General features: G+C 62.7%; 24 protein-coding genes. 15 read left to right on the forward strand and 9 right to left on the reverse strand.

Annotation, left to right across the window (positions count from 1 at the left end):
• Positions 1 to 205: 205 nt before the first annotated feature.
• The 6 genes from J3D60_RS26730 to dacB all read left to right on the forward strand — a co-directional run bounded on the left by J3D60_RS26730 (position 206) and on the right by dacB (position 7,000).
• On the forward strand, positions 206 to 841 hold the full coding sequence (locus J3D60_RS26730) for a response regulator transcription factor (RefSeq protein ID WP_065938609.1): 636 nt from the start codon (positions 206 to 208) through the stop codon (positions 839 to 841).
• Positions 842 to 937: 96 nt separating this feature from the next.
• Positions 938 to 1,408 carry a nuclear transport factor 2 family protein gene (locus tag J3D60_RS26735; protein WP_065938610.1) on the forward strand — a complete coding sequence of 157 codons (471 nt, stop codon included), beginning with the start codon at positions 938 to 940 and terminating at the stop codon, positions 1,406 to 1,408.
• A gap of 36 nt (positions 1,409 to 1,444) precedes the next feature.
• Positions 1,445 to 1,720: a GIY-YIG nuclease family protein gene (locus tag J3D60_RS26740; RefSeq protein ID WP_090409144.1), complete on the forward strand. Its 276-nt coding sequence runs from the start codon at positions 1,445 to 1,447 to the stop codon at positions 1,718 to 1,720.
• A gap of 75 nt (positions 1,721 to 1,795) precedes the next feature.
• Complete coding sequence (locus J3D60_RS26745) at positions 1,796 to 2,731, forward strand: glutathione S-transferase family protein (protein ID WP_065938611.1); 936 nt, start codon at positions 1,796 to 1,798, stop codon at positions 2,729 to 2,731.
• 109 nt (positions 2,732 to 2,840) lie between these two features.
• Positions 2,841 to 5,258, forward strand: a complete 2,418-nt coding sequence (locus tag J3D60_RS26750; RefSeq protein WP_253493371.1) for a TonB-dependent receptor — start codon at positions 2,841 to 2,843, stop codon at positions 5,256 to 5,258.
• Between the two features lie 296 nt (positions 5,259 to 5,554).
• Positions 5,555 to 7,000: a D-alanyl-D-alanine carboxypeptidase/D-alanyl-D-alanine-endopeptidase gene (gene dacB / locus J3D60_RS26755; RefSeq protein WP_253493373.1), complete on the forward strand. Its 1,446-nt coding sequence runs from the start codon at positions 5,555 to 5,557 to the stop codon at positions 6,998 to 7,000.
• Position 7,001: 1 nt separating this feature from the next.
• Here the strand turns inward: dacB and J3D60_RS26760 are convergent, their stop codons facing one another.
• The gene (locus J3D60_RS26760; protein ID WP_253493375.1) at positions 7,002 to 7,781 is read right to left on the reverse strand and encodes an IclR family transcriptional regulator; all 780 of its coding nucleotides are present in this window, start codon (positions 7,779 to 7,781) and stop codon (positions 7,002 to 7,004) included.
• Positions 7,782 to 7,901: 120 nt separating this feature from the next.
• On the opposite strand from J3D60_RS26760, the gene hmgA reads away from it, so the two are divergent.
• Genes hmgA through J3D60_RS26780 form a run of 4 tightly spaced genes read left to right on the forward strand, consistent with a single transcriptional unit; the run spans position 7,902 to position 12,546 of the window.
• On the forward strand, positions 7,902 to 9,185 hold the full coding sequence (gene hmgA / locus J3D60_RS26765) for a homogentisate 1,2-dioxygenase (RefSeq protein ID WP_253493376.1): 1,284 nt from the start codon (positions 7,902 to 7,904) through the stop codon (positions 9,183 to 9,185).
• 3 nt (positions 9,186 to 9,188) lie between these two features.
• The gene (gene fahA, locus J3D60_RS26770; RefSeq protein WP_253493377.1) at positions 9,189 to 10,475 is read left to right on the forward strand and encodes a fumarylacetoacetase; all 1,287 of its coding nucleotides are present in this window, start codon (positions 9,189 to 9,191) and stop codon (positions 10,473 to 10,475) included.
• 12 nt (positions 10,476 to 10,487) lie between these two features.
• Positions 10,488 to 11,126, forward strand: a complete 639-nt coding sequence (gene maiA / locus J3D60_RS26775; protein WP_253493378.1) for a maleylacetoacetate isomerase — start codon at positions 10,488 to 10,490, stop codon at positions 11,124 to 11,126.
• A 49-nt stretch (positions 11,127 to 11,175) separates the two neighbouring features.
• Positions 11,176 to 12,546: an aromatic acid/H+ symport family MFS transporter gene (locus tag J3D60_RS26780; RefSeq protein WP_253493380.1), complete on the forward strand. Its 1,371-nt coding sequence runs from the start codon at positions 11,176 to 11,178 to the stop codon at positions 12,544 to 12,546.
• 172 nt (positions 12,547 to 12,718) lie between these two features.
• Here the strand turns inward: J3D60_RS26780 and J3D60_RS26785 are convergent, their stop codons facing one another.
• On the reverse strand, positions 12,719 to 13,522 hold the full coding sequence (locus J3D60_RS26785) for a SirB1 family protein (protein WP_253493381.1): 804 nt from the start codon (positions 13,520 to 13,522) through the stop codon (positions 12,719 to 12,721).
• Positions 13,523 to 13,707: 185 nt separating this feature from the next.
• Between J3D60_RS26785 and J3D60_RS26790 the strand changes: the two genes are divergently transcribed.
• Positions 13,708 to 14,727, forward strand: coding sequence for a Glu/Leu/Phe/Val dehydrogenase dimerization domain-containing protein (locus J3D60_RS26790; RefSeq protein WP_027604689.1), 1,020 nt, complete (start codon positions 13,708 to 13,710; stop codon positions 14,725 to 14,727).
• Between the two features lie 55 nt (positions 14,728 to 14,782).
• Here J3D60_RS26790 and J3D60_RS26795 read toward each other — a convergent pair whose 3' ends face one another.
• Complete coding sequence (locus J3D60_RS26795; RefSeq protein ID WP_012722374.1) at positions 14,783 to 15,043, reverse strand: YebG family protein; 261 nt, start codon at positions 15,041 to 15,043, stop codon at positions 14,783 to 14,785.
• Between the two features lie 248 nt (positions 15,044 to 15,291).
• Between J3D60_RS26795 and J3D60_RS26800 the strand changes: the two genes are divergently transcribed.
• Positions 15,292 to 15,780, forward strand: a complete 489-nt coding sequence (locus J3D60_RS26800) for a phosphate-starvation-inducible protein PsiE (protein WP_027604688.1) — start codon at positions 15,292 to 15,294, stop codon at positions 15,778 to 15,780.
• Here J3D60_RS26800 and J3D60_RS26805 read toward each other — a convergent pair.
• Complete coding sequence (locus J3D60_RS26805; protein WP_065938619.1) at positions 15,777 to 16,094, reverse strand: DUF3509 domain-containing protein; 318 nt, start codon at positions 16,092 to 16,094, stop codon at positions 15,777 to 15,779. The two genes, J3D60_RS26800 and J3D60_RS26805, sit on opposite strands and share 4 nt — an antisense overlap.
• 337 nt (positions 16,095 to 16,431) lie before the next feature.
• Complete coding sequence (locus J3D60_RS26810) at positions 16,432 to 17,808, reverse strand: L-serine ammonia-lyase (RefSeq protein WP_253493382.1); 1,377 nt, start codon at positions 17,806 to 17,808, stop codon at positions 16,432 to 16,434.
• A 137-nt stretch (positions 17,809 to 17,945) separates the two neighbouring features.
• On the opposite strand from J3D60_RS26810, the gene J3D60_RS26815 reads away from it, so the two are divergent.
• Together J3D60_RS26815 and J3D60_RS26820 are read left to right on the forward strand one after the other, a co-directional pair.
• Positions 17,946 to 18,893 (forward strand): LysR substrate-binding domain-containing protein, encoded by a 948-nt coding sequence (locus tag J3D60_RS26815; RefSeq protein WP_065938621.1) that lies wholly within the window; start codon positions 17,946 to 17,948, stop codon positions 18,891 to 18,893.
• A 213-nt stretch (positions 18,894 to 19,106) separates the two neighbouring features.
• Complete coding sequence (locus J3D60_RS26820; RefSeq protein ID WP_027604683.1) at positions 19,107 to 19,517, forward strand: HPF/RaiA family ribosome-associated protein; 411 nt, start codon at positions 19,107 to 19,109, stop codon at positions 19,515 to 19,517.
• A gap of 51 nt (positions 19,518 to 19,568) precedes the next feature.
• Here J3D60_RS26820 and J3D60_RS26825 read toward each other — a convergent pair whose 3' ends face one another.
• A complete protein-coding gene (locus J3D60_RS26825) occupies positions 19,569 to 21,080 on the reverse strand; it encodes an MFS transporter (protein ID WP_253493384.1) in 1,512 nt (503 codons plus the stop codon).
• A gap of 105 nt (positions 21,081 to 21,185) precedes the next feature.
• Here J3D60_RS26825 and J3D60_RS26830 point away from each other — a divergent pair, with 105 nt between their 5' ends.
• On the forward strand, positions 21,186 to 22,058 hold the full coding sequence (locus tag J3D60_RS26830; RefSeq protein ID WP_065938623.1) for a LysR family transcriptional regulator: 873 nt from the start codon (positions 21,186 to 21,188) through the stop codon (positions 22,056 to 22,058).
• Here J3D60_RS26830 and fecA read toward each other — a convergent pair.
• The 3 genes from fecA to J3D60_RS26845 all read right to left on the reverse strand — a co-directional run bounded on the left by fecA (position 22,055) and on the right by J3D60_RS26845 (position 25,911).
• Positions 22,055 to 24,394: a TonB-dependent Fe(3+) dicitrate receptor FecA gene (gene fecA, locus J3D60_RS26835; protein WP_253493387.1), complete on the reverse strand. Its 2,340-nt coding sequence runs from the start codon at positions 24,392 to 24,394 to the stop codon at positions 22,055 to 22,057. The two genes, J3D60_RS26830 and fecA, sit on opposite strands and share 4 nt — an antisense overlap.
• A 90-nt stretch (positions 24,395 to 24,484) precedes the next feature.
• Positions 24,485 to 25,426, reverse strand: coding sequence for a FecR domain-containing protein (locus J3D60_RS26840; protein ID WP_253493390.1), 942 nt, complete (start codon positions 25,424 to 25,426; stop codon positions 24,485 to 24,487).
• Positions 25,423 to 25,911, reverse strand: a complete 489-nt coding sequence (locus J3D60_RS26845; protein WP_253493392.1) for a sigma-70 family RNA polymerase sigma factor — start codon at positions 25,909 to 25,911, stop codon at positions 25,423 to 25,425. Before J3D60_RS26845 ends, J3D60_RS26840 begins: the two co-directional genes overlap by 4 nt.
• Between the last annotated feature and the right edge of the window lie 20 nt (positions 25,912 to 25,931).

The raw sequence follows: 25,931 nt of genomic DNA on the forward strand, positions 1-25,931 counted from the left end.
CTTCGGGACTCAAAGGTTTGTAGGAAGTTATTACTTTTGGTTGGAAGTTTTGGATGTAGGTAATTTCTTTTTATTTTGTAGGCGTAAAGTTGCCATCTATCAAACGCTGGGCGCAATCCTGAGCCGGCTGCGTAGAGTGGTTGTTGAAACAAGAGGACACAGGTATTTTGCGCTAATTCCAAGTTGCCATCATTCGTGGGTATTTATGTTGCGTGTAATTATTGCCGACGATCATCCCATTGTGCGCATCGGGCAACGGGTGGTGATTGAGGCGGGCGGTAGATGCACAGTGGTCGGTGAGGCCGACGGTCCCGATGAATTGCTCAAGTTGCTGGGCAGCGTGGCGTGTGACGTGCTGGTGACTGACTTCGCCATGCCCGGCGGCCAGCAGGCCGACGGCTACGGACTGCTGGGGCTGTTGCGGCGCCAGTACCCGACATTGCCGGTGATTCTGGTCACCATGTTTGCCAATGTGGCGACGCTGCGTGCGTCCTTTGCCCACGGGGCACGGGCGATTGTCGCCAAGAGCGCCTCGGCCCGGGAGCTGCCTACCGCCATCGGTACCGTGATCAAGGGCGAGACATTTGTCAGTGAATGCCTGCGCGCGCAGTTGGTGGAGGCGGGCACCGGCGATCAGCTGCAACAGCCGCAGTTATCCAGCAAGGAGCGCGAAGTGGTCAGGATGCTGGCCAGCGGCATGACCGTCAGCCAGATTGCGGCCCGGGTCAATCGCAGTATTTCCACGATCAGCAAGCAGAAAAGCACGGCCATGAGCCGGCTGTGCATCTCCACCGATGTGGACCTGTTTGCCTACGCACGCAGCTGCGGCATGGTGCCGTAGCACCGGGTGGGGCATTCCCGGTGTAAATGGCGATAGAGTTTTACCGGCGCCCGGACTATCGTGGACGGCTTACAACCCCTGGTCTGGAACCTGCCCATGAGCGATGCACACAACGCCCTGATCACCGAGTTCTACAGCGCTTTCCAGCGGCTGGATGCCGAGGCCATGGCGGCCTGCTACACCGAGGATGTGCTGTTCAGCGACCCGGCCTTCGGTGAGTTGCGCGGGCGTGACGCCGGCGATATGTGGCGCATGCTCACCACCCGGGCCAAGGATTTCTCCCTGACGTTCGACCATGTGCGCAGCGATGAAACCACCGGCAGCGCGCATTGGGTCGCGACCTACCTGTTCAGCGCCACCGGTAACACGGTGGTCAACGATATCGGCGCGCGGTTTGTGTTCCGCGATGGCAAGATCTGCGAACACCACGACCACTTCGACCTGTGGCGCTGGTCGCGCCAGGCCCTGGGCCTCAAGGGCCTGTTGCTGGGCTGGTCGCCAGCCCTGAAAAACGCCGTGCGTGCCCAGGCGCTCAAAGGCCTCAGGGCATTCCAGGCCGGTCGTTGATAAGCTTGGCGCTCTTCTGGTTTGCCGAATCGACCCGTGACTGATCCTTCTGAACCCAAACCCTGGTTTGTGTACCTGGTACGCGCCGCCAATGGCGCGTTGTATTGCGGCATCAGCAATGACCCGGTGCGCCGTTTTGCCTCTCATCAGAGCGGCAAGGGCGCACGGTTTTTCCTGTCCAGTCCGGCGGTTGCGCTGGTGTACACGGAGCAATGCGCGAGCAAAGGCGAGGCGTTGCGCCAGGAGCGCTTGATCAAGAAGTTGAAGAAAAGCGCCAAAGAGTGCCTGGCCGCAAGTGGCTCATTGATTTGACTGATGGGTTCCCATCGTCCCCGCCTGGGGTTTTGCAGGCTAAGCTAGCCGCTCACCTATCGAGCGGAGCCTGGCATGTCTGAGTTGATTCTCCACCATTACCCGCAGTCCCCTTTTGCTGAAAAAGCCCGCCTGATGCTGGGCTTCAAGGGCTTGTCCTGGCATTCCGTGCGCATCTCGCCGGTGATGCCCAAGCCTGACCTCACCGCCTTGACCGGCGGCTATCGCAAGACGCCGGTGCTGCAAGTCGGTGCCGACATCTACTGTGACACCGCCTTGATCGCCCGACGCCTGGAGCAGGAAAAATCCGCCCCGGCGCTGTTTCCCCAAGGACTGGAGCTGGTCACCCAAGGCTTCGCCGCCTGGGCCGACTCGGTAGTGTTTTCCCATGCCGTGGCGCTGGTGTTCCAGCCTGAATCCCTGGCCGTCAAATTTGCCAACGTACCGCCACAGATGCTCCAGGTGCTGGTGGCCGACCGCAGCAAATTGTTCAGCGGTGGCACCGCCGCCCGCGTGCAACTGGACCAGGCCAAGCACCAATGGCCGGCGATCATCCATCGTATCGATCAGCAATTGCAGCACCCGACGGGGGACTTCCTGTTCGGTGAGCCGTCGATTGCCGACTTTGCCCTGGCCCATCCGCTGTGGTTCCTCAAGGGCTCGTCGGTGACTGCACCGTTGGTGGATGCGTATCCCGCTGTGGCGGCGTGGCTGGACCGGGTGCTGAGCTTTGGCCATGGCACTGCCAGTGAGATCAGCGCCGAGCAAGCGCTGGAAGTGGCGCGTAACGCTACGCCCACTGCGCTGTCCGATGAGGTTTTCGAGGACTTGAACGGCTTCAAACCCGGCCAGCAGGTGACCATCTCGGCCACTGACTACGGCACCGACCCCGTGGCCGGTGAGCTGCTGTTTGCCGGGCGCGAAGAGCTGATCCTGCGCCGTACCGATGAGCGCGCCGGCACCGTGCATGTGCATTTCCCACGCTTGGGTTTTTGCATTCAGGCGCAATAAATAAAAATATTTGCAAATAAAGGTGAGGTAAACCGTCAGCCCATCCGTGTAGTGCTTGAAACTGCGATCTATTCGCATTAACAGCGTTTTCTACACGGGTTCTCACAGCATGAAGTCGACGGCAGGCGGTTGGGTTAAACAGTGGCTGGGAGCCTCGGTATTGGCGGTGTCGGGTCTGGCATTGCTGCCCCTCGGCGTGGCGCAGGCGCAGGAGCAGCAAAGCGCCCAGTTCACCTTTGCCCTGGCTGCCAAACCGTTGCCCCAGGCCTTGAGCGATTTCAGCCGGGTTACCGGGATCAGCGTGATCTACACCGATGAAGCGCCCTATGGCCTCAGTGCCCCGGCGGTCAGCGGGCAAATGAGTGCGACCCAGGCCCTGCAACGTCTGCTGGGCAACTCCGGCTTTACCTTCCGCCAGATCGACGCCCGCACCCTGGCCCTGGAACCGGTGCCCACCGATGGCGCGCTGAACCTCGGCGCCACCACCATCAGCGGTGTCGGCCAAACCGAGGACAGCACCAGCTACCAGCCCCCGCCCACCAGCTCGGTGATGCGTTCCCGCGCGTTGCTGCTGGAAACCCCGCAGACCGTCAACGTGGTCCCCGCGCAAGTGCTGCGCGACCAGACCCCGCGCAACCTGGATGACGCCCTGGCCAATATCAGCGGCATCACCCAGGCCAACACCCTGGCCAGCACCCAGGACGCGGTGATGCTGCGCGGCTTCGGCGACAACCGTAACGGCTCGATCATGCGCGATGGCATGCCGGTGGTGCAGGGCCGGGCGTTGAATTCAACCGCAGAACGGGTCGAAGTGCTCAAGGGCCCGTCGTCGCTGCTGTATGGCATCCAGGACCCGGGCGGCGTGGTCAACATCGTCAGCAAAAAGCCGCAACTGACCCAGGCCACGTCCCTGACCGTGCGCGGCTCCACCTTCGGCGACGGCAAGAACGGCAGCGGCGGCAACCTCGACACCACCGGCCCCATCGGCGATTCGGGCTTGGCCTATCGCCTGATCGTCGACCATGAGGACGAAGACTACTGGCGCAATTTCGGCACCCACCGCGAGTCGCTGGTGGCGCCGTCCCTGGCCTGGTACGGCGATACCACCAAGTTGTTGTTCGCCTACGAACACCGCGAATTCCTCTCGCCGTTCGACCGCGGCACCGCCATCGACAAATCCAACCACCCGCTGGACATCCCGGCCACTCGCCGTCTGGATGAGCCGTTCAACAACATGGAAGGCCGTTCCGACCTGTACCGCTTCGAAGCCGACCACGATTTGAACGACGACTGGAAAGCCCACTTCGGCTACAGCTGGAACCGTGAAACCTATGACGCCAGCCAGGTGCGTGTCAGCGCGGTGAACACCAACGGCACACTGACCCGCAAGATGGACGGGACCAAGGGCGCGATCACCACTGACCGTTTCGCCACAGCCAGCCTGGAAGGCAAGGTCAATGTGCTGGGCATGCAGCATGACCTGGTGTTCGGCCTGGACGACGAGTACCGCAAGATCTACCGCGCCGACCTGATTCGCCAGAACTCGCGTGGTACGTTCAACTACAACAACCCGGTGTACGGCAACGAAGTTGCGGGCACCACCGTCAGCGCCGCCGACAGCGCCCAGACCGACCTGCTGCGCAGCGACTCGCTGTTCTTCCAGGACGCGATTCACCTGACTGACCAGTGGATCTTCGTGGCCGGTGCGCGCTATCAGATGTATGACCAGTACGCCGGCAAAGGCGTGCCGTTCAAGGCCAACACCAACGGCAATGGCCAGGCCTGGGTGCCACGTGCCGGCCTGGTGTACCGCTACACCGATGAGTTGTCGTTCTACGGCAGCTACACCGAGTCGTTCAAGCCCAACTCCACCATCGCCGCCTTGGCCGATGGCAGCACGTTGACCGGCGACCTCACGCCGGAGGAATCCAAGTCGTGGGAGCTGGGCGCCAAGCTCGACATCCCCGGGCGCATCACCGCCAGCGCAGCGTTGTTCACTATCGACAAACGCAATGTGCTGGTGTCGGTGGGCTCCGGTGCCAACACCATCTACAGCATCGCGGGGCAGGTACGCTCCCGTGGCCTGGAACTGGACGCCAGCGGCCAGTTGACCGACCAGTGGAGCCTGATCGGCAGCTACGCCTATACCGACGCCGAAGACATCAAGGACAACGACCCGACACTGGAAGGCAACCGCCTGCAAAACGTGGCCAAGCACACCGGCTCGCTGTCGGTGGCCTACGACTTCGGCAACATTTTCGGCGGCGATCAGTTGCGTGTGGGCACCGGTGCGCGGTATGTCGGCGAGCGCGCAGGCGACGCCGCCAACGACTTCACCCTGCCGGGCTACACCGTGGCGGATGCCTTCGCCACCTACGACACCAAAATCGACGGGCAGAAGGTCAAGTTCCAGGTCAACGTGAAGAACCTGTTCGACCGCGTTTACTACACCTCTGCGGCCAGCCGACTGTTTGTGTCCATGGGCGATGCGCGGCAGGTATCGGTGTCCAGCACCCTGGAGTTCTAAAACCTGGCGGGCTCCCTATGGCAAGTGTGCTCCTTGTGGTGGGCAGGCTTCCTCTGGTGAGCGGGCCTCCTGTGGTGCGCGGGCTTCCTCTGGTGAGTGGGCTTCCTGTGGTGAGCGGGCTTGCCCCGCGTTGGGCTGCGAAGCAGCCCCAAAACAGACTCCATGGTGCTCCTGAAAGAACGCGACGGCATCAGTAAGGGCGGCTTCGCCACCCAACGCGGGGCAAGCCCGCTCGCCACAAAGGTACGGAGCTGTTAGCGTTGCGGCCACCAATGGCTTTGCGGAACACGTTACTGATGCACTTTGGACGATGGCTACACCTGTTGTGCCTGAGCGTTTTACTGGGCGGCTGCGCGAGTGTTTCGCAGCCATCCACGCCTTCAACCCTGGATCAGCTGTTGGCCGATCCAGTCCTCAACGGCGCCACGGTTTCCGTCATGGTGCGCGACGCCCGCAGTGGCAGCACCCTCTATCAGCACAACCCGCGCACGCGCCTGATCCCAGCCTCCAACCTCAAGTTGCTGACCACCGCTGCGGCGATGGATGTGCTGGGGCCGCACTACCGTTTTTCCACCCAGCTGTTGAGCAACGGCACTCAGCAAGGTGAGCGCCTGGCCGGTAACCTGTACCTGCGTGGCCTGGGCGACCCAACCACGCAGTTCGCCGACTACCAGGCACTGGCCGCCCAACTGGCGAGCCAGGGCGTGCGCCAGGTGCAAGGCGACCTGGTGTTCGACGACACGTGGTTCGACGCCGAGCGTTTGGGCGTGGACTGGGCCCAGGACGACGAGAGCACTTACTACGGCGCACAGATTTCGGCGCTGACGGTGTCGCCCAACACGGATTTTGATGCAGGCACCTTACTCGTCACGGCAAAGGCTCCCGTCGCCCTCGGCCAGCCAGTGAACGTGGTGGTGAGCCCGTCAACCGACTACGTGCAACTGAGTAACCGCGCCATCAGCGGCCCCGGCAACAGCTACGCGATTACCCGCCAGCACGGCACCAACCTGCTGCAACTCAGCGGCGCGCTGGCGCCGGGCAAGCAAAGCCGGCAGTGGGTGAGTGTGTGGGAACCGACGCAATTGGTGGCCAATCTGTTTGAGCAGGCGCTGGTGCAGCAGGGTATCCAGGTGCTCGGGCGGCGCGTGATCGGGGGGGCCAGCCCTGCGACGGCGACGGTGTTGGCCGAGCATCAATCGGCGCCGTTGCAGGACTTGATCACGCCGCTGCTCAAGCTTTCGAACAACAACATGTCCGAAGCCCTGCTCAAGGCCATGGGCCGCAAAACGGCCAATGCGGGCACTGCGGCAGCGGGCGTGGCGGCGGTGGCGGCGTTCATGCAGCGCCAGGGCCTGGACCCGGCGACGCTCAACCAGGTAGATGGTTCAGGTTTGTCGCGACGCAATCTGGTGTCGGCGCAAAATCTCACGGATCTGCTGCTGGCCGCTTCAAAACAACCCTGGTTCGACGCCTGGTACAGCGCCTTGCCGATTGCCGGCAATGCCGACCGTATGACCGGCGGCAGCCTGCGTTATCGCCTGCGCGGGACGGCTGCCGAAAACAACCTGCACGCCAAGACCGGCTCCATGGCCGGCGTGTCATCGCTGAGCGGCTACATCACCGACGCTGAGGGAAGGCGCCTGGTGTTTTCGATGATCAGCAATAACTACGTCAGCGACGCCGCCCCCATCCGCGCCCTGGAGAACCGCCTGGCGCTGGCCCTGGCCCAGTGGCACGACTAGTTCAGGGCTGGTAACCCATCCGCCAACTCACGGCCTGGGTCGCCGCCAGCAAGCGCTCCGCCGCCGGGCCATCTTCGTCGGCATGGAACAGCGAGGTGGGGCCCACCACGGTCATCACCGCCGCCACGTGCCCGACCGCGTTGAATACCGGTGCCGACAACGCATCCACCCCCGGCATCAGCAGGCCATGTACAAAGTGCAGGCCGCGCCGGCGGATCTGTTCACAGGCCGTGGCGTAGGCCTGGTCGTCGGCGAGGGCATGGGCGGTGCCGGCCTGGATTTCACGCTCACGCAACTCGACGGTTTCCCGCGATGGCAGGAAGGCACTGAACACCAGCCCGGTGGATGAACTGAGCAGCGGCAGCACCGACCCCAATTGCGTCACCACCGTCACGGCGCGCACGGCCGGTTCGATCTGCACCACCGTCGCGCCCTGGTTGCCCCATACCGCCAGGAAGCAGGTTTCATTCAACTCGTCGCGCAGCTCCGCCAGGGGCATCGCGCCGACTTTCAGCACGTCCATGCTGCCCAGCGCGGCCAGGCCCACGCGCAACGCCTCGCGTCCCAGGCCGTAATGGTTGGTGGCGGCGTTCTGTTCGGCAAAGCCCGAGGCGATCAGCGCCTGTAAATAACGGTGCACCTTGCTCGCCGGCATCTGCACGTGGTCGGCCAGCCGCGACAACGACGTGGAGGGCGACAGTTCGGCAAGGGCCTTGAGGATGTCGGTGCCCACTTCGGCCGAGCGGACTTTCTGTTTACCGGTGTCGCGGGGCTTTTCCATGGAGGGGCGAGAATCCGAGAGATGAATGGGCGTCTTTATAGCTTGACGGTCGATAGTGATCAAATTACGTTATGCGTAACTGGATTACGATAAAAACAACTTCCGCCTTGAGGATGATCCATGAACCTCGAATACCTGTCGGGCTTCGGCAATGAATTCGCCAGCGAAGCCCTGCCCGGCGCCTTGCCGGTCGGGCAGAACTCCCCGCAAAAAGCCCCCTACGGGCTGTATACCGAGCTGTTTTCCGGCACCGCCTTCACCATGGTGCGCAGCGAAGCCCGCCGCACCTGGCTGTACCGCATCCAGCCATCGGCCAATCACCCCGCGTTTATCAAGCTGGAGCGGCAGTTGGCCGGCGGCCCGTTGGGCGCGGTGACGCCCAATCGCCTGCGCTGGAACCCGTTGGATATTCCCAGTGAGCCGACAGACTTTATCGACGGCCTGGTCGGCATGGTGGCCAACTCGGGGTCGGAAAAACCCTCAGGTATCAGCATCTACACCTACCGCGCCAACCGCTCGATGGACCGTGTGTTCTTCAATGCCGACGGCGAACTGTTGATCGTGCCCGAGCAGGGCCGCCTGCGTATCGCCACCGAACTGGGGGTGCTGGACGTCGAGCCGCTGGACATTATCGTGTTGCCCCGTGGCCTCAAATTTCGCGTCGAGCTGCTGGATGCACAGGCGCGCGGTTACGTCGCCGAAAACCATGGCGCGCCCCTGCGCCTGCCGGACCTGGGGCCTATCGGCAGCAACGGCCTGGCCAATCCGCGTGACTTCCTCACCCCGGTGGCCCACTACGAAGACCTCAGGCAACCGACCACGCTGGTGCAGAAATTCCTCGGTGAACTGTGGGCGTGCGAGCTGGACCATTCACCACTGAACGTGGTGGCCTGGCACGGCAACAACGTGCCGTACAAATACGACCTGCGCCGCTTCAACACCCTTGGCACCGTGAGTTTCGATCATCCCGATCCGTCGATCTTCACCGTATTGACCTCGCCCACCAGCGTGCACGGCCTGGCCAACCTCGACTTCGTGATCTTCCCGCCGCGCTGGATGGTGGCCGAGAACACCTTCCGTCCGCCGTGGTTCCACCGCAACCTGATGAACGAATACATGGGCCTGATCCAGGGCGCCTACGATGCCAAGGCCGAAGGCTTCCTGCCCGGCGGCGCGTCGCTGCACAGCTGCATGAGCGCCCACGGCCCGGACGGCGAGACCTGCACCAAGGCCATCAACGTGGACCTGGCGCCGCACAAGATCGATAGCACCATGGCCTTCATGTTCGAGACCAGCCAAGTGCTGCGTCCCACTCAGTTCGCCCTGGAGTGCCCGCAACTGCAACCTTCCTATGACGCGTGCTGGGCCTCGTTGCCCGTCACCTTCAACCCGAACCGGAGATAACCCATGACGCAGCCAACCCCTACCCGCAGTTGGGTAGCCTCCGCCAATGGTCACCGCGATTTCCCCCTGCAAAACCTGCCGCTGGGGGTGTTCAGCATTAACGGCTCTGCCCCGCGCAGTGGCGTGGCGATTGGCGATTCCATCCTCGATCTGCATGCCGCTTTGGATGAGTTTGAAGGCGAAGCCCGCCGTGCCGTTGAAGCCACTGCCGGCGGCCAGTTGAACGCCTTCTTCGAATTGGGCCGTGGTCCGCGTGTGGCCTTGCGCGAGCGCCTGCTGGAACTGTTGGCGGAGGGCAGCAAACTGCAGAGCCGTGAAGCGCAGGTGCTGCACCGCGCCGCCGATTGCCAGATGCACGTGCCGGCGAAGATCAACGACTACACCGACTTCTACGTCGGCATCGAGCACGCGCAGAACGTCGGTAAACTGTTCCGCCCGGATAACCCGCTGCTGTCGAACTACAAGTACGTGCCGATCGGTTATCACGGCCGCGCCTCGACCATTCGCCCCTCGGGTGCCGACGTCCGTCGTCCCAAAGGCCAGACCTTGCCGGCTGGCCAGACCGAACCAACCTTCGGCCCCTGCGCACGCCTGGACTATGAGCTGGAGTTGGGTATCTGGATTGGCCAGGGCAACGCCATCGGCGACTCGATTGCCATCGGCGATGCAGCCGAGCATATCGCCGGTTTCTGCCTGCTCAATGACTGGTCGGCGCGGGACATCCAGGCCTGGGAATATCAGCCGCTGGGCCCGTTCCTGTCGAAGAGCTTCATCACCAGCATTTCACCGTGGGTGGTCACGGCCGAAGCCCTGGAACCGTTTCGCAAAGCCCAGCCGGCGCGGCCCGAAGGCGATCCGCAGCCGCTGCCATACCTGTTGGATAAGCGTGACCAGGCCGCTGGCGCCTTGGATATCGAGCTTGAGGTGCTGTTGACCACCGCCGCCATGCGCGAACAGAACCTGCCGGCCCATCGCCTGGCCCTGAGCAACAGCCTGCATATGTACTGGACCGTCGCGCAATTGGTGGCGCACCACAGCGTCAACGGCTGCCAATTGCAGGCCGGCGACCTGTTTGGTTCGGGCACCTTGTCCGGCCCTGAAGCCGGGCAGTTCGGCAGCCTGCTGGAGATGACCGAAGGCGGCAAGAAGGTCATCGAACTGCCTTCCGGCGAAGCGCGCAGGTTCCTCGAGGACGGCGACGAAATCATCCTGCGCGCCCGTTGCAGTCGTGAAGGCTTCGCCTCCATCGGCTTCGGCGAATGCCGTGGCACCGTGGTCGCGGCGCGCTAGGAGGGCAGGGCGATGGAACTCTATACCTACTACCGCTCTACGGCGTCGTACCGGGTGCGCATCGCCCTTGCGCTCAAGGGCCTGGATTTCAATGCGGTACCCGTCAACCTGCTGGTGCCAGCGGGTGGCGCCAATCGCCAGCCGGAGTACCTGGCCATCAACCCCCAAGGTCGTGTGCCGGCCTTGCGCACCGATGACGGCGAGCTGCTGATTCAGTCCGCGGCGATCATTGAATACCTGGACGAACGTTATCCACAGGTGCCGCTGCTTTCCAAGGACATGGCCACCCGTGCCCATGAGCGCGCGGTGGCGTCGATCATCGGCTGCGATATTCACCCGCTGCACAACTCCAGCACCCAGAACCTGTTGCGTCAGTGGGGACATGACGAGGCGCAGGTGCTGGAGTGGATCGGGCATTGGATCAGCCAGGGGCTGGGGGCGGTGGAACAGTTGATTGGCGATAAGGGCTATTGCTTCGGCGAGCAGCCGGGGATGGCCGATGCCTTCCTGATTCCCCAGCTGTATGCGGCGGAGCGCTTCAAGGTGCCGCTGGGGGCGTATCCGCGCATCGGCAGGGTGGCGGCGTTGGCGGCGCAGCATCCGGCATTTATCCAGGCCCATCCTGCCAATCAACCCGACACTCCTGAGTGATCGTGCCCGCGCAGAGCGTGAGCACAATAATAAAAACAGGTACCTTGCGATGCACAATCAGATTGCCAGCTTTCGCGCGGCACTCGATGCCCGTCCGGTGTCGGGCTACCAGTGGTTGATTCTCCTGTTGCTGGCCTTGTTGCTGGTAACCGATGGCTACGATGCCCAGGTGCTGGGTTATGTGGTACCGGCGCTGGCGTCGGATTGGGGGCTGGAAAAGGCCGCGTTCGGACCGGTGTTCAGTGCCAACCTGCTGGGGCTGACCTTGGGCTCGTTGCTGGTGACACCCCTGGCTGACCGCTTTGGCGTTCGCCGCATCCTGCTGGGCTGCGTGCTGATCTACGCCAGCCTCACGGTCTTGATGGTCTTCGCCAGCTCGCTGCCAACGCTGATGGCGGCGCGCTTTATCTGCGGTATCGGCATGGGCGGGGCGATGCCCAGTGCCATGGCGTTGATGTCGGACTATTCCCCGCCACGTTTGCGCACCTTGATGGTGACGTTGGCGGCGTGCGGCTTCTCGTTCGGCGGTGCAGCCGGTGGGTTTGTGGCCGCAGGATTTATCGACGGCTTTGGCTGGCAGGCGGTGTTTCTTGCCGGCGGCGTGACGCCGTTGCTGCTGTTCCCTTTCCTGGTGTGGCTGCTGCCGGAATCCCTGCCGCGCCTGCTGCGCGATGCGCCGCCGTATGCACGCTTGCATAAGGTCACCGCGCGCATGTTGCCTGGGTGGCGTGCGCCGCTGGCTAGCGAGGACGAAAACCGCCGCGAGCAGGGCAGCCCATTGACGGTGGTGGAGCTGTTTCGCCATGGCTATGCACGCCCGACCGTGCTGATCTGGGCGACCTTTTTTGTCAGCCTGATCCTGCTGTATTTCATGATCAGCTGGTTGCCGTCGCTGCTGCTGGAAAGTGGCCTGGCATTGAGTGAAGCCAACCTGGTGACCTCGATGTTCCTGTTCGCCGGCACCTTGGGTGCCATCGGCATGGCCTGGTTCGCCGATCGATTGAAGCACAAGGTGCGGCTGTTGTCCGGCGTGCTGGCCGCGGCTGCAGTGTGTACCGTGCTGCTGGGGCTGAACCACGACAATCCGCGTTATCTGGTGGCCTGTGTGTTTGCCGCCGGGTTTTGCATCATCGGCGGGCAACTGACCCTTAATGCTTTCGCCAGCAATTTTTATCCGGCGCATGTACGCGCCACCGGTACGGGTTGGGCATTGGGTGTGGGGCGCTTCGGCTCGATCCTGGGCCCGTTGCTGGGCAGCATGCTGCTGGCGATGCATATTCCGGTGCAGCAGATTTTCTTCTTCTGCGCGATTCCGGCGGTGATCGCGGCGTTGTTGATCATTCAAGTGCGCTCGCCCGCGACTGACGCGCCGAAGAGCCCTTTGCACGACGATATCCTCAAGGTGCCGGCCAATCACTGAAGATGTTGCATCTACATTGAGCAGAATCACTGTGGTGAGCGGGCTTGCCCCGCGCTGGGCTGCGTAGCGGCCCCAAAAATCGTGGGAGCGCTTCGCACTCCAGCGCGGGGCAAGCCCGCTCACCACAGAAGGCCGCTTGCCACAGGGAAATAGGCGCTTGAGAGCAGTGGGTTCAATGCACCACGGAGTTGGGCGGCAAGTGTCCCAGCCGTTCAGTCAGGCGCAGGCGTTGGATTGGGTCTTCGCTGAGCATCAACGCGTGTTCCAGGTCGAAGCGCTCGGCGTTGGGGCAATCCAGGCGTTGATACAGGCTGGCCCGTGCGAGGTAATCGGCAGCGCTGGCATTGCCCAGTTCCAGCACGCGTTCGGCGTCGATCAGCGCGGCCAGGGGGTTGTCATTGGCCAGGTGCAACTGGCGCAGGTTGCGGGACAACCGTTGCAGGATCGAACGGGGTTCGGCGGTGTGCAGATGGTCGGCGTGTAACTTGAGGTTGGGGCCGTATTGGCGTTGCAGCAGTTCGCGGCAGTCGTTGGGGTACAGGCGTCGCCCGCCGCAGGGGTCCAGCAGGTGATCGGCACCGGGCACCCGCAGCAGGAAGTGGCCGGGGAAGTTGACGCCGACCATGGGAATGCCCAGACGTCGCGCCAGCTCCATGGCAATCAACCCCATAGCCAGGGGCTGCCCGCGTTTGCGTTGCAACACCTTGTCCAACAGGGCGGCGGCGGGGCGCAGCGGGGTGAAGTCATCCTGGGCGAAGCCGAGGTCATTCATGCGTCGCAGCAAGGGCTGGCCCAGTTCGTCCGCTGGCTGCAGGGGCATGCCCTGGCTGACCTGTTGCTCGAGCAATTTCAGGTCCTGCATGACCAACGCCGGTTGCACCGCCGGGTCATGCTCGGCAGCCATCCACAGCGCGGCTTCAAACAGCGCGGGGGGTGAACGTTCCAGGCAGGCGAAAAAGGCTTGGCGGGGCTTCATTGCTTTCTCCGGCGGATGCCCCCGTTTTAGCCTTGCTGGGAAATTTCGTCCAGTGTCTTGAGAGATATCCTACGTGCTTATGTCGCAGGGCCTGCAAAACCGAGCGGCTTATTCCAGCGCACTTCGGCAGTTTTCTGCCGCAAGCCTATACTTGGCGACACAAGAAGTGATTCGGGAGCTCGACGATGTTTGCTCTCATGCACAGCACCCGTCTTGAATCGCTGCACCTGAGCATCGACCCGGTGACGGGGTTGAAGGCGGTCATAGCCATCCATAACAGCCGCCTGGGCCCTGCCCTGGGTGGTTGTCGCTACCTTGCCTACCCCGACGATGAAAGCGCCGTGGCGGACGCCGCGCGCCTGGCCCAAGGCATGAGCTACAAGGCCGCCCTGGCCGGGTTGCCGGTTGGGGGCGGGACGGCGGTGATCCTGCGCCCCGCCCATGTGGAAAACCGTGCGGCGCTGTTTGAAGCCTTCGGTCGTTGCATCGAGCAACTCGACGGTCGCTACATCACCGCCACCGACAGCGGCACCTCGGTCGCCGACATGGACTGCATCGCCCAACACACTCGCTTCGTTACCAGCACCACCGCCGCCGGCGACCCCTCGCCCCATGCCGCCATGGGCGTGTTCGCCGGTATCCGCACCACCGCCATGGCCCGCCTGGGCAGCGACAACCTCGAAGGCTTGCGCGTGGCCATCCAGGGCCTGGGCAACGTGGGCTTCGCCCTGGCCGAACAACTGCACGCCGCCGGCGCCGAACTGCTGGTCAGCGACATCGACCACGGCAAGGTGCAACTGGCCATGGAGCAACTCGGCGCGCACCCCATCGCCAACGACGCCTTGCTCAGCACTCCGTGCGACATCCTCGCACCCTGCGGCCTGGGCGCCGTGTTCAACCGCCAGAGCGTCGGCCAGCTACGCTGCGCCGCCGTCGCCGGTTCCGCCAGTGCGCAACTGACCAACCTGCAAGTGGCCGACCAACTCGAAGGCCGCGGCATCCTCTACGCCCCGGACTATGTGATCAACTCCGGCGGCCTGATCTACGTCGCCCTCAAGCACAGCGGTGCCGAACTGCCGACCATCACCGCGCACCTGTCCAACATCGGCACGCGCCTGACGGAAATATTCGCCCACGCCCAGGCCGAAAAACGCTCCCCGGCACGGGTCGCGGACGAACTGGCCGAGCGCCTGCTCTACAAATAGGCCAGGCATTAAAAAGGCCCTGAATCATGGACACAGGGCCTGTTCAATTCGGGCTTTATTCCGCCGGTGCGTTCAGCAACTCGGACAGTGCGTCCGGCTGGCTCTTGAACGCCTTGGCAAACACATCGCGATTCTTCGCCATGTAGATCCCGGCTTCCTCCACCTGTTGCTCGCTCAGGGACGGCACGGCTTTTTGCAACACTTCTGCGAGCAACTCAGCGAGTTCAAGCATCTTGTCATGACGGTCAGCTTCGGCTTTATCCATGAACAAACGCTCCAGATCTCGGCTGCTGCGGTATACCACTTCGACGGCCATTCACCACCTCACATGCCTTCACGATAGTTGTCTTTTGCGACTACTGTATTTATATACAGCTAAAAGGGTAAGCCAAACCGTGGGGTTTGGATAGCAGTTTTTTAATGTAGCCCGTAAATACAGGTCAGGCGTGTCTCATGTCACCCCGCCATCATCTTATACCCGCCTCTGGCCTTTTTTCTGCATGCAGAACAACCGTCACGTCCAACCCGCATTATCCGGTCGAACCGACCTAAGGAAGCACCATCGTGAAATTTAATTGGGCCGAAAAGCTGCGCCATCAAGTCCATGGGCTGGCCGAGTCCCTGGGTAACCTGTTTGTCGAGTCGTTCCATTACCTGGCGTTGTTCGCCATCGGTGCGGTGACCGCCTGGGCGGCGGTGATGGAATTTCTGGGGATGCTGGAGAACGGGCACATCAAGATCGATGACATCCTGCTGTTGTTCATCTACCTGGAATTGGGCGCGATGGTCGGGATTTACTTCAAGACCAACCACATGCCGGTGCGCTTCCTGATCTACGTGGCGATCACCGCGCTGACGCGTCTGTTGATCTCCAACGTGTCCCACCACAATCCGCCCGACCTCGGCATCATCTACCTGTGCGGCGGGATTCTGCTGTTGGCGTTTGCGATTCTGGTGGTGCGCTACGCGTCGTCGGCGTTCCCGTCGGTGAAGGTCGAAGGCCCGCGTCGCAAGGGCGAGGCGAGCCTTGAGACCGAGAAGGGTGAGCTTTAAAGCCCGACGCTGAAGGGCAGGGCGCGGGTCGGCGGCCGCTGCAACAATTTGTGGCTGTCGCCGTCCGTCATCACCGCCAGGATCTCCATGGCGCTGTGGCCCTGCTCGATGGCAATGCCGAATTGAATGCTTTGCACCAGGCGTTTGAGCCGTTGCGGGTCGTTGCGTTGTTCGGCGCTGATCATGCGTTTGGCCACTACGCCCGTCTCGTCCGAGAGGGTGAGCATGATGCTGCCGTCGAGCCGTTGGATGCTCAGGTTGACGCGGTATTTTGGGGTGAAGGTGTCGGTGATGATCTGAAAAGGATTGTCCATGGTGCGTTACCGCCTGATAAGAACATGCAGTCATTGACGACCGGTGTCGTGATTAGTTCGCGTTGCCTGACAACCGGCCACTCCGTCGCTGAGGTGGTACAAATTCCGTTTACCTCATGAGCTGTACAGCAAAGGGCGTGCCGTACAGCGATCTGTCAAACAATGAGCTCCTTGTGTGGGAGGGGGCTTGCTCCCGATAGCGGTGCATCAGTCAATGAATACTTGGCTGATGCACCGCTATCGGGAGCAAGCTCCCTCCCACATGGGTTCTATGTTGTTATTGAGATCGGTGATCCGTTTCAGGGCAACACGGAAAAAACGATCGCAGACAGCGCAATCAGCACTCCACCCAGCTGACCGCCAGGCCGCCCCGTGAAGTTTCTTTGTATTTGTCGTGCATGTCGGCGCCGGTATCGCGCATGGTGCGGATCACCCGGTCGAGGGAAATGAAATGCTTGCCGTCACCGCGCAGGGCCATTTGCGTGGCGTTGATGGCCTTGACCGCGGCGATGGCATTGCGCTCGATGCACGGTACCTGCACCAGGCCGCCGACCGGGTCGCAGGTCAGGCCGAGGTTGTGTTCCAGGCCGATTTCGGCGGCGTTTTCCAGTTGCTCGGGGGTGGCGCCGAGGATGTCGGCCAAGCCGGCGGCGGCCATGGCGCAGGCTGAACCGACTTCGCCCTGGCAACCGACTTCGGCACCAGAGATCGAGGCGTTTTTCTTACACAGAATGCCGACGGCTGCAGCGGCCAGGAAGAAATTGATCACGTCGTCGTCAGACGCGTCGGCATTGAACTTCATGTAGTAGTGCAGCACCGCCGGGATGATCCCCGCTGCGCCATTGGTCGGTGCCGTGACCATGCGCCCGCCCGCGGCATTTTCTTCGTTGACGGCGAGGGCGAACAGGTTGACCCATTCCATGGCCGACAAGGTCGAGGTAATTACATTGGGCTTGCCGATTTCCAACAGGCTGCGGTGCAATTTAGCCGCGCGCCGTGGCACGTCCAGGCCACCGGGCAGGATGCCTTCATCGCGCAAGCCTTGCTCCACGCATTCGCGCATCACCGACCAGATATGCAGCAGGCCGCTGCGGATCTGTTCTTCGCTGCGCCAGGCGCGTTCGTTGGCCATCATCAATTCGGAAACCCGCAGGCCGTGCTTGTTGCACAGGGCCAGCAGCTCGACGGCGCTGGAGAAGTCATAAGGCAATTGCACATCGCTGGCCGGCGCGATGCCCGAGGCCGCTTCAGCGGCTTCGATGATGAAACCGCCACCCACCGAATAATAGGTCTGCTCGCTGAGCAGGCCGTTGTCGCCGTAGGCGTGCAGGGACATGGCGTTGGGGTGGTAGGGCAGGCTTTCGTCCAGCAGCAGGAGGTCGCTGTGCCAGTTGAAGGCAATTTCCTGTTGACCGGCCAGCAACAACCGTCCGGACTCGCGCAGCTGTTGGATTCGCGTGTTGATCGAAGTGGGATCGACCTGATCCGGCCATTCGCCCATCAGGCCCATGACGCAGGCGCGGTCGGTGGCGTGGCCTACACCGGTGGCGGACAGCGAGCCATACAGGCGCACTTCGACCCGGCGCGTTTCACTCAGCAAGTGCTGGTCGCTCAGGGCTTGGGCGAATGTCGCCGCCGCGCGCATGGGGCCGACGGTATGGGAGCTGGAAGGGCCGATGCCCACCTTGAATAGATCGAAAACACTGATAGCCATGCTAAAGCCTTACAAGCAATGGAGTAGGAATCGCTGCCATGTTTTGTAGGACGAGCGCAATTGGCGCGATACTGAGCTTCTGGATCGGCACTGACCAACGAATTATCCTAAGACACCCTTTAGCAGGACTAAACCCTATGGCTCGCCCTCTCCATGGCCAGACTTATGTCTGGTTGCACGTGTTTTCCTGCGCTGCACGGCATCTGTCGTTCACCCGCTGCGCCGAAGAACTGCACATCACGCCGGGGGCGGTGAGCCAGCAAATCCGCCAATTGGAGGAGCGCCTGGGGTTTCGGCTGTTTCATCGACGGGCACGGGGGGTGGAGCTGAGTGCCGAGGGCCAGCGCCTGGCGGCAACGGTGGGGGAGGCCTACGGCAGCATCGACGCCGAGTTGCAGCGGCTGGATGCGGGGATGATCAGCGGCACGCTTCGCCTGCGCTCGATTCCATCATTTCTCGGCAAGTGGCTGACCCCACGCTTACCGCGCTTGCAGCAGCGCTTCCCGGATATCCAACTGCGCATGGTCGCCGAGGACAGCAGCATTGCCCTGCACGAAGGCGACTTTGACCTGGCCATCGACCTCAACGACGGCAGCTACCCTGGCCTGTTATCCACAGCCCTGCTGGATGAGCAAATTTTCCCGGTCTGCGCCCCCAGCCTGTTGCGGGGGCGACCGCCCTTGCACGGTCCGGCCGATCTCGTGCATTTCCCGCTGCTGCATGACATTACCGCCTGGCGTGGGAGTTATGAGTATGCGGAGTGGGAGTTCTACCTGAATGCCATTGGCTATCACGTCGCCGATGTACGCCGTGGCCACACCTTCAACCGCAACCACCTGACCATCGAGGCCGCCATCGCCGGCATGGGCGTGGCGATTGCACGACGCACCTTGCTCAATGATGAGCTGGAACGCGGCACCTTGATCGTGCCGTTCGGCCTCGCGGTGCCCAACCACAAACGTTATGTGCTGCTGTATGCACCGGGTGCCCTGAACCATCCCGGCGTGCGCGCGGTGCATGACTGGCTGGTGGAGGAAGCAGGTATTTTTCGCGCCTTGCACCCGCTGGGGAAGGGGCAATTGTGAGGATTGCGGGGTGTAAGAAGATGTAACTAACTCCCCACCCTAACAGTGTTTCTGCTCGTCGTCAGGGTTAATTTGTAATGTGGGATTTATCTTTGCAAAGGGGTTGAAATGTTTCTCTGACTGCTCAATTGTGTAATCAAGAGGTCATGGTTTCACCACCCCGGTGTTGCAGTTTGTGACCTCTCGCGAGCTAGCTGAAATAAGGGAAGAACTATGCAAATCCAAGTCAATAGCGATAACCATATTGAAAGCAGCATCCGACTGGAGGAGTGGGTACGTACTACCATTGAGAGCACGCTCGAACGTTATGAAGAAGACCTGACCCGAGTGGAGGTCTACCTGCGGGATGAGAACGGCGACAAGCCCGGTCCCCACGATTTAAGTTGCCGACTGGAAGCGCGGCCAAAAGGCCATCAACCGCTGTCGGTGTCCGCCAAGGGCGATACCCTGGAACAAGCGATTGACAGCGCGGCCACCAAGCTGGATCACGCATTGGAACATCTGTTTGGTCGACTGCAAGGCAAGCCCCGCGCTGCCGCGAAAAACCAGCCCATCAACAAAGTGAACGAAGACGCGCTGGAACAGGAATTCCTGGAAAACGAAAACGCGGTCATCAACGGCTGACGTTCTTTTCACCCCCTGCAAACGGGCCTGCATCTGCAGGCCCGTTTTCGTTCAGGCGCCGCGTCGGAAAAAATACCGGCTCAACAGCGCCAGCCCCCCAGCCCCCAACCCGGCAAACAGCATCGCCCAACCGGCGCCGTGGCGCAGTGCCGCCTGGGCATCGTTGGCTGCCAGCCCCATCGACTCCAACTTTCCTGCGGCAATGTTCTGGCTGATGGCCGGCCACTCCATTGCCGTGGTGGCGGGCAGCATCTCGGCCAACTGATGGCTGATCCCCAGCAACAGCACCAGGCCCATCAGGGCAATGTTGAGCGCCAGGGTGATCAGCCGCGCACTGAGGTCGATGCCGGAGGCCATGCCCGCGCGGTCGGCCGATACCGAGCCGGTGGTGGTATTGGTGGTGGGCGAGTTGGTCAGCGCCAGGCCTGCGCCGGCGATCACGCAACTGAGCAGCACCAGCCCGATACGTGGGTGCTCGGCGCCGTTGACGGCGGCCATGGCCAGAAAGCCTGCGCCCATCAGGCCCAGGCCGAGGGGGATGATGCGTTCGGCGCCATAGCGCAGGGCCAGGCGCTCGGCCAGCGGCGGTACCAGCAAGGTCGGCAGGGTATAGGCGAGCAGCGCGGCGCCGGTGGTCAAGGTGTCGTAACCCAGGCCCGCCTGAAAGTACAACGGCAGGTAGATCATGAACGGCCAGAAGCTGAAGTTCATGCCGATCGAGCCCATCAATGCGCCGTTGAAACGCGGGATGCGGAACACCGAGAAGTCGAACATCGGGTGCGCACTGCGAAGCTCGACCGTGATGAACAGCAGCAGGCCGAGCACCGACAACGCCGCCCAACCGAGCATGGCCGGTGTGCCGAAACCGTGTTCGCTGCCTTGGGTGATGAAGTACACCAGGGCAAACACCGACAGGGTCAGGGTGAGCATGCCGGCGATGTCCAGGCGATGGGCGGCCGGGTCGCGGGACTCCTGCACGCTGATGCGCAGCAGCAGCAGGGTGAACAGGGTGAGCGGCACATGTACGAGGAACACCCAACGCCAATCCGCCACCGCCAGGATCAATGCGCCGATCATCGGCCCGAAGCCCAGGCCCACGCCGGCAATCACGCCCCATATCGCAAACGCCCGTGCCCGTGCTGCCGGTTCGCGGAACAGGTGCGAGAGGATGGCGAATTGGCAAATCATCATCGCCCCGGCACCGATGCCCTGGACAAACCGCGCCGTGATCAGCAGCGAGGGATCCTCGGCCAGCCCGCAGGCCAGTGAAGCCAGGCCAAACACCCAGAGACACAGCACCAGCATGCGGCGACGGCCAAAGCGGTCGGCCAATGTGCCCGCTGCCATCAGTACGCTGGTGCAGGCCAGGGTGTAGGCGTTCATGATCCACTGGGCGTCCTGGAAGCCCGTGCCCAACTCTCGCTCGAGCGTCGGCAGGATCACCGGCACGCTGGAAATCTCCAGGCCGAACATCAGGGCGACGAGGCACACGGCCGTGAGGGCCAGCCCATTCCTGGCGGTACGCGGGGGGCTGGCGGTGGTTAACGTGGCGGCGGGTGGCATAGGATTCTCCTGTGGATGAAGTGTCGCGTTATTTTCAGGGGAATCTGTTTCGTTATTCGTGATAAGTTTTCCGCTCATAGGGGAATTAAGGGCGACAATCGAGCCATGACGACACCGCGTTTTGATGGCGTTGAGCTGTTTCTGCACATCGTCGAAAGCGGCAACCTGACCGAGGCCGCCGAACGGCTGAACCTCACCCGCTCTGCGGTCGGCAAGGGCCTGGCGCGATTGGAAGCGCGCCTGGGCACATGCCTGTTGCAGCGCTCCACCCGCCGCCAGCGGCTGACCGAGGACGGCCAGGCGTACTACGAGCATTGCCTGCGCGCGTTGGCGGAACTCGAGGCGGCCGAATCGGTGCTGGAAAGCGGCCGGCAACAGCCACGCGGCCGCTTGCGGGCCAGCTTGCCACTGGCCTTCGGGCATCACTACGCGGCCCCGGCATTGTGGGGGTTGATGGCGCGCTATCCGGAACTGGAGATCGAGATCAGCTTCGCCGATCGGCTGGTGGACCTGGCACAGGAAGGCTTCGACGTCGCCGTGCGGATCGGCCCGCTGCCCGACACCGACCGCCTCAGTGCACGTCGCCTGGGCGAACAGGCCGTTGGGCTGGCGGCGTCACCGGCGTACTTGCAGCGCGTCGGGCCGATTGAATGCATCGAAGACCTTGCCGGCCATCGCGGCATTGCCTATCGCAGCACGACCTCGCAGCGCAATCCCGTGGCCTCGCCGTTGATGATGGACGACCTCCAGGCGGTGGCCGATGCCGCCATCGCGGGCGTCGGCCTGGCCTGGTTGCCGAGTTGGTTGATTGCGCACTATGTGCTGCGGGGGCAGTTGGTCGCAGTGTTGCCCGGCTATCGCGAGCAACCCGCGCCGATCCATGTGATCTGGCCGACAGCCGCGCATATGCCGGCCAAGACCCGTTGTGCAATCGACGCTCTGGTCGCCGCCACCCCCAGTTGCCTGGCGGGCAGTTAGAACGCGATGGAGGTCTGCACGTACAGCGTACGCGGCTCACCCACGTATTTGCCCTTGTTGTTGTCGTCGAACGAGCGGGTGAAGTACTGCGTGTTGAAGATGTTCTTCACGCCGACCGCCACATTCAGATCCGACAGTTGCGGGCCGAAGTCATAGGCTGCGCGGCTGCTGAACAGCATGTAGCCGGGAATTCGACCGTTGGCGCCGTCAGCACTTTCTGCCTGGGTGTTGGCGTTGTCGGCGAACTGGCTGCTCTGATAGCTGCTGTCCACATTGAGTTTCCAGCGCCCTTCGGTGTAACCCACGCCGAGGGTGCCTTTGTGCTTGGACGAGAAGGGCACGCGGTTGCCTTTGTTCGGGCCGTCTTCGCGGATGGTGGCGTCGACGTAGGCGTAGGTAGCGTACACATCGAAACCGGCCAGCGCCGGGCTCAAGCCATCGAGGGCGTAGTTGATGCTGGTTTCAATACCCTGGTGGCGCGTTTCGCCGCGGGCGATCACCGAGTCGTTGGTCTGGTTGCTTTCATACTGGTTGTCGAAGTTGATCAGGAACGCACCGATCTCTGCGCGCAAGGTGCCGTCGTCATAGCGGGTACCCAGTTCCCAGGTGCGGGCTTTTTCCGGTTTCACTTCACCGCTGGTCACACGGTTGGGCATCTGGCTGTACTGCACGCTGCCGAATGAACCTTCGGTGTTGGCGTACAGGTTCCAGTCGTCGGTCAGGTGATAGAGCACGTTCAACGCCGGCAGCGCGGTGTTGTAGTCGCCTTTGTATTTGACGTTGGTCAGGTTGTTGCTCTGCTGGGATTCGATCATCTCGTAGCGGATGCCCGGGGTGATGGTCCATTTGCCGATATCAATCCGGTCATCGACGAAGAACGCATTGGCTTCGGTGCCGCCGCGGGTGTCGCGGTCGTTGCGGCTGTCGGTGCTGGGGATTTGCTGGTTGTTGGCGGAAATCGGCGTGCGGTAGCGCAACTCGTGGCCGGCTTCGTTGATGTAGCGGTAGCCGACGCCCACTTCATGGCTGGTCGGGCCGAGGTCAAAGCCCTGGGCGAAACGGGTTTCCACGCCACGCACCCAATACTCGCGCGGCGACAGCGACAGGAACGTGCCCTGGTCCAGGTAGCCGCTGCGCAGGGTCTTGGTGAAGAAGCTGTTGACGGTGAATTCGCGGCGGTCCTGCTCGTAGCGATAGCCGACGTTGAACATCGTACGGCGGCCCCAGAATTTGTCGTAGGGGCGGGTGGACTGATACGGATCGGCCTTGTAGTCCGCGACGTTCAAGCCCCCAGGCATATCGGCCTGGCCTTCGTAGTACTGCGCCATGGCGTTGAAGCTGTTGGCGTCGTCGAGCTGGTATTTGCCTTTGAGGATCAGGTCGTCGATGCGCGTGTTGCTGTTTTCGCGCCAGTCGCCGCCACGGGTGCCGGAATACAAAATCGCGCCGCCCAGGCCATTCTCGGCAGTGCCGCCGGCCAGCAGGTTGCCGGTGGTCTTGAAGCCGTCATGGCTGGAAGATGGGCTGGTTTCGGTCTGCAAGCCACCTTTGACGGTGGGTGCATCCGGGATCGCGCGGGTCACGAAGTTGACCACGCCGCCGACGTTCTGCGGGCCATAGCGCACCGCGCCGCCGCCACGTACCACGTCCACGGCGTCCATGTTGCCCATGCTGATCGGTGCGAACGACAGCTGCGGCTGGCCGTAAGGTGCGAAGGGCACCGGGATGCCGTCCATCAGTACCGTTGAGCGCGAGGCCAGGCGCGGATTGAGACCGCGAATGCCGAAGTTCAGCGCCATATCGTGGCTGCCGGTGCCGTTATTGTCCGGAGCGTTGACGCCGGGGATGCGGTTGAGCACGTCCTTGGCCTGGGTGGCGCCCTGGCGTTCGAACGCTTCGCGGCGGATCACGTCACGGGCGCCGGGGTGTTCGAAGACATTGGTTTGCGCCGCATCGCCGAGCCAGTCGCCGACCACGCTGGAGGTCGCCAACTCGACAGCCGCCGGCGTCGTTGCCGGTTGCAGGCTGTAGGCGTTGTCGCCTTCGGCGCGGGCTTGCAGGCCGGTACCTTCCAGCAGCTTCTGCAGGCCTTCGGCGGCGCTGTAGCTGCCGGACAAACCACGGCTCTGCATGCCCGCCGTGACTTCGGAACCGAAGGAAATCAACACGCCGGCTTCACGGCCAAACTGGTTCAGGGCTGCTTCCAGCGAGCTTGGGGCGATGTGATACGGCTTGGTATCGGCCGCCATCACGCAAGGCAGTACGGTCAGGCTGAGGCTGGCGCCCAGCAGCAGTTGGCGCAAGGTGCGGGCGAGAAGGGTGGGTTGCTGGGGCATGAAGGGCGGTCCTGAGAAGGAAGGATCAAGGTGGCTTTCCTTCTCTGTCACGCGAGGTGCGGAAAACGGCTCACGGTGGCTGAAAATAATTTATACACGTGCCTGGACGCTCACCCAATAGCGGGTAAAACGCCGCACCTTGACCGGCAGGCTGACCTCCAGCAGGTCGAGGATGCGTTCGCTGTCGTCCAGCGGGTAGCTGCCGGACAGCAGCAGGTTGGCGACCTGCGCATCGCAATGGAGCTGGCCACGGCGGTAGCGGCCCAGTTCGGCGAGAAAGTCCTCCAGGCGCATATGCGCGGCCACCAGCATGCCGTCGGCCCAGGCGCCGCTGTTGGCATCGGTAGGTCGCGGGGTGTCCCAGCCTTTACGGGTGAAATTGACCTGGCGTGCCGCGTCGACCGTCAGGGGCAGGCCGCTGTAGGTGTTGGGCATCACCTCGACGCGGCCGTCGAAGACCGCCAGTTGGGTGTGGTCGTTGAACTGGCGCACATTCAGGCGCGCCGCCTGGCTGCTGAGCAGGCCCTGGCCGGTCAACACCTGCAGCGGCATGCTGCCGGCATTGGCTGTGAGCAGGATCTCGCCTTCGAGCAGGCGGATCAGCCGTTGCCGGCCGTCGAAATGCACATCCACGGCGCTGCCGGTATTGAGTTGCAACTGGCTGCCGTCGGCCAGTTGCACCTTGCGCCGTTGGCCGACGGGGCTGCGGTAGTCGGCGGTCAACGGCGGCAGGATATGCTGCTGGCGCAGGCTCCAGGCGGCGGCCGAACCGGCGCCGAGGATCAGCAACAACTTCAGCGCCTGGCGCCGGCTGGTGGCGGTCGGCGCGCCCAACGCCGCGTGGGCCAGGGGCGAGGGCATGCCGCGCAGGCGCTGGTTGACGCGCTGGATATGGTCCCAGGCGCGCTGATGTTCGCTATGGGCATTCAGCCATTGTTGCCAGGCCGCCTGCTGGCGTGGGTTGAGCGCGCCTTGCTGCATTTCCATCAGCCAGTGCACGGCCTGTTCGGCAACCTGGGTCGAGACATTCATAGGGCGAAATAGCAGCGCAGGGCGGCTTTATTCAGGTGGCGCTTGACGGTGGCGATGGAGATGCCCAGTTCGGCACCGATCTGCGCATACGTCAGGCCGTCGAGCTGGGCCAGCAGGAACGTGCGTTTGACCTGGGTGGGCAAGCCGTCGAGCAACTGGTCCAGCTCCAGCAGGGTTTGCAGGATGATCGCGCGCTCTTCTTCTGATGGCGCTACCTGCTCAGGCATCTGCGCCAAGGCGTCGAGGTAGGCGCGTTCCAGGTCCTGGCGGCGGTAGAAGTTGAACAACACACGCTTGGCGACCGTGGTGAGGAACGCGCGGGGCTCGATCAGCGTTGGCGCCTCCCGTGCGGTCAGGACCCGGATGAAGGTGTCCTGCGCCAGGTCTGCCGCACTTTCCGGGCAGCCGAGCTTGCGTCGCAACCAGCCGGTGAGCCAGTGGTGATGGTCGTTGTAGAGCACTTCGACAGGGTTGGACGGTTGCAACGCAAACACTCCACAAGCAT

Origin of the sequence: Pseudomonas sp. S3E17 (genome assembly GCF_024168685.1) — a bacterium.
Lineage (GTDB): Bacteria > Pseudomonadota > Gammaproteobacteria > Pseudomonadales > Pseudomonadaceae > Aquipseudomonas > Aquipseudomonas marginalis.

Bases quoted from the DNA above. Each gene is read 5' to 3' on its own strand.
- J3D60_RS26730 (WP_065938609.1), top strand. From the start codon at position 206: ATGTTGCGTGTAATTATTGCCGACGATCATCCCATTGTGCGCATCGGG.
- J3D60_RS26735 (WP_065938610.1), top strand. From the start codon at position 938: ATGAGCGATGCACACAACGCCCTGATCACCGAGTTCTACAGCGCTTTC.
- J3D60_RS26745 (WP_065938611.1), top strand. From the start codon at position 1,796: ATGTCTGAGTTGATTCTCCACCATTACCCGCAGTCCCCTTTTGCTGAA.
- J3D60_RS26750 (WP_253493371.1), top strand. From the start codon at position 2,841: ATGAAGTCGACGGCAGGCGGTTGGGTTAAACAGTGGCTGGGAGCCTCG.
- dacB (WP_253493373.1), top strand. From the start codon at position 5,555: ATGCACTTTGGACGATGGCTACACCTGTTGTGCCTGAGCGTTTTACTG.
- J3D60_RS26760 (WP_253493375.1), bottom strand. From the start codon at position 7,781: ATGGAAAAGCCCCGCGACACCGGTAAACAGAAAGTCCGCTCGGCCGAA.
- hmgA (WP_253493376.1), top strand. From the start codon at position 7,902: ATGAACCTCGAATACCTGTCGGGCTTCGGCAATGAATTCGCCAGCGAA.
- fahA (WP_253493377.1), top strand. From the start codon at position 9,189: ATGACGCAGCCAACCCCTACCCGCAGTTGGGTAGCCTCCGCCAATGGT.
- maiA (WP_253493378.1), top strand. From the start codon at position 10,488: ATGGAACTCTATACCTACTACCGCTCTACGGCGTCGTACCGGGTGCGC.
- J3D60_RS26780 (WP_253493380.1), top strand. From the start codon at position 11,176: ATGCACAATCAGATTGCCAGCTTTCGCGCGGCACTCGATGCCCGTCCG.
- J3D60_RS26785 (WP_253493381.1), bottom strand. From the start codon at position 13,522: ATGAAGCCCCGCCAAGCCTTTTTCGCCTGCCTGGAACGTTCACCCCCC.
- J3D60_RS26790 (WP_027604689.1), top strand. From the start codon at position 13,708: ATGTTTGCTCTCATGCACAGCACCCGTCTTGAATCGCTGCACCTGAGC.
- J3D60_RS26795 (WP_012722374.1), bottom strand. From the start codon at position 15,043: ATGGCCGTCGAAGTGGTATACCGCAGCAGCCGAGATCTGGAGCGTTTG.
- J3D60_RS26805 (WP_065938619.1), bottom strand. From the start codon at position 16,094: ATGGACAATCCTTTTCAGATCATCACCGACACCTTCACCCCAAAATAC.
- J3D60_RS26810 (WP_253493382.1), bottom strand. From the start codon at position 17,808: ATGGCTATCAGTGTTTTCGATCTATTCAAGGTGGGCATCGGCCCTTCC.
- J3D60_RS26815 (WP_065938621.1), top strand. From the start codon at position 17,946: ATGGCTCGCCCTCTCCATGGCCAGACTTATGTCTGGTTGCACGTGTTT.
- J3D60_RS26820 (WP_027604683.1), top strand. From the start codon at position 19,107: ATGCAAATCCAAGTCAATAGCGATAACCATATTGAAAGCAGCATCCGA.
- J3D60_RS26825 (WP_253493384.1), bottom strand. From the start codon at position 21,080: ATGCCACCCGCCGCCACGTTAACCACCGCCAGCCCCCCGCGTACCGCC.
- J3D60_RS26830 (WP_065938623.1), top strand. From the start codon at position 21,186: ATGACGACACCGCGTTTTGATGGCGTTGAGCTGTTTCTGCACATCGTC.
- fecA (WP_253493387.1), bottom strand. From the start codon at position 24,394: ATGCCCCAGCAACCCACCCTTCTCGCCCGCACCTTGCGCCAACTGCTG.
- J3D60_RS26840 (WP_253493390.1), bottom strand. From the start codon at position 25,426: ATGAATGTCTCGACCCAGGTTGCCGAACAGGCCGTGCACTGGCTGATG.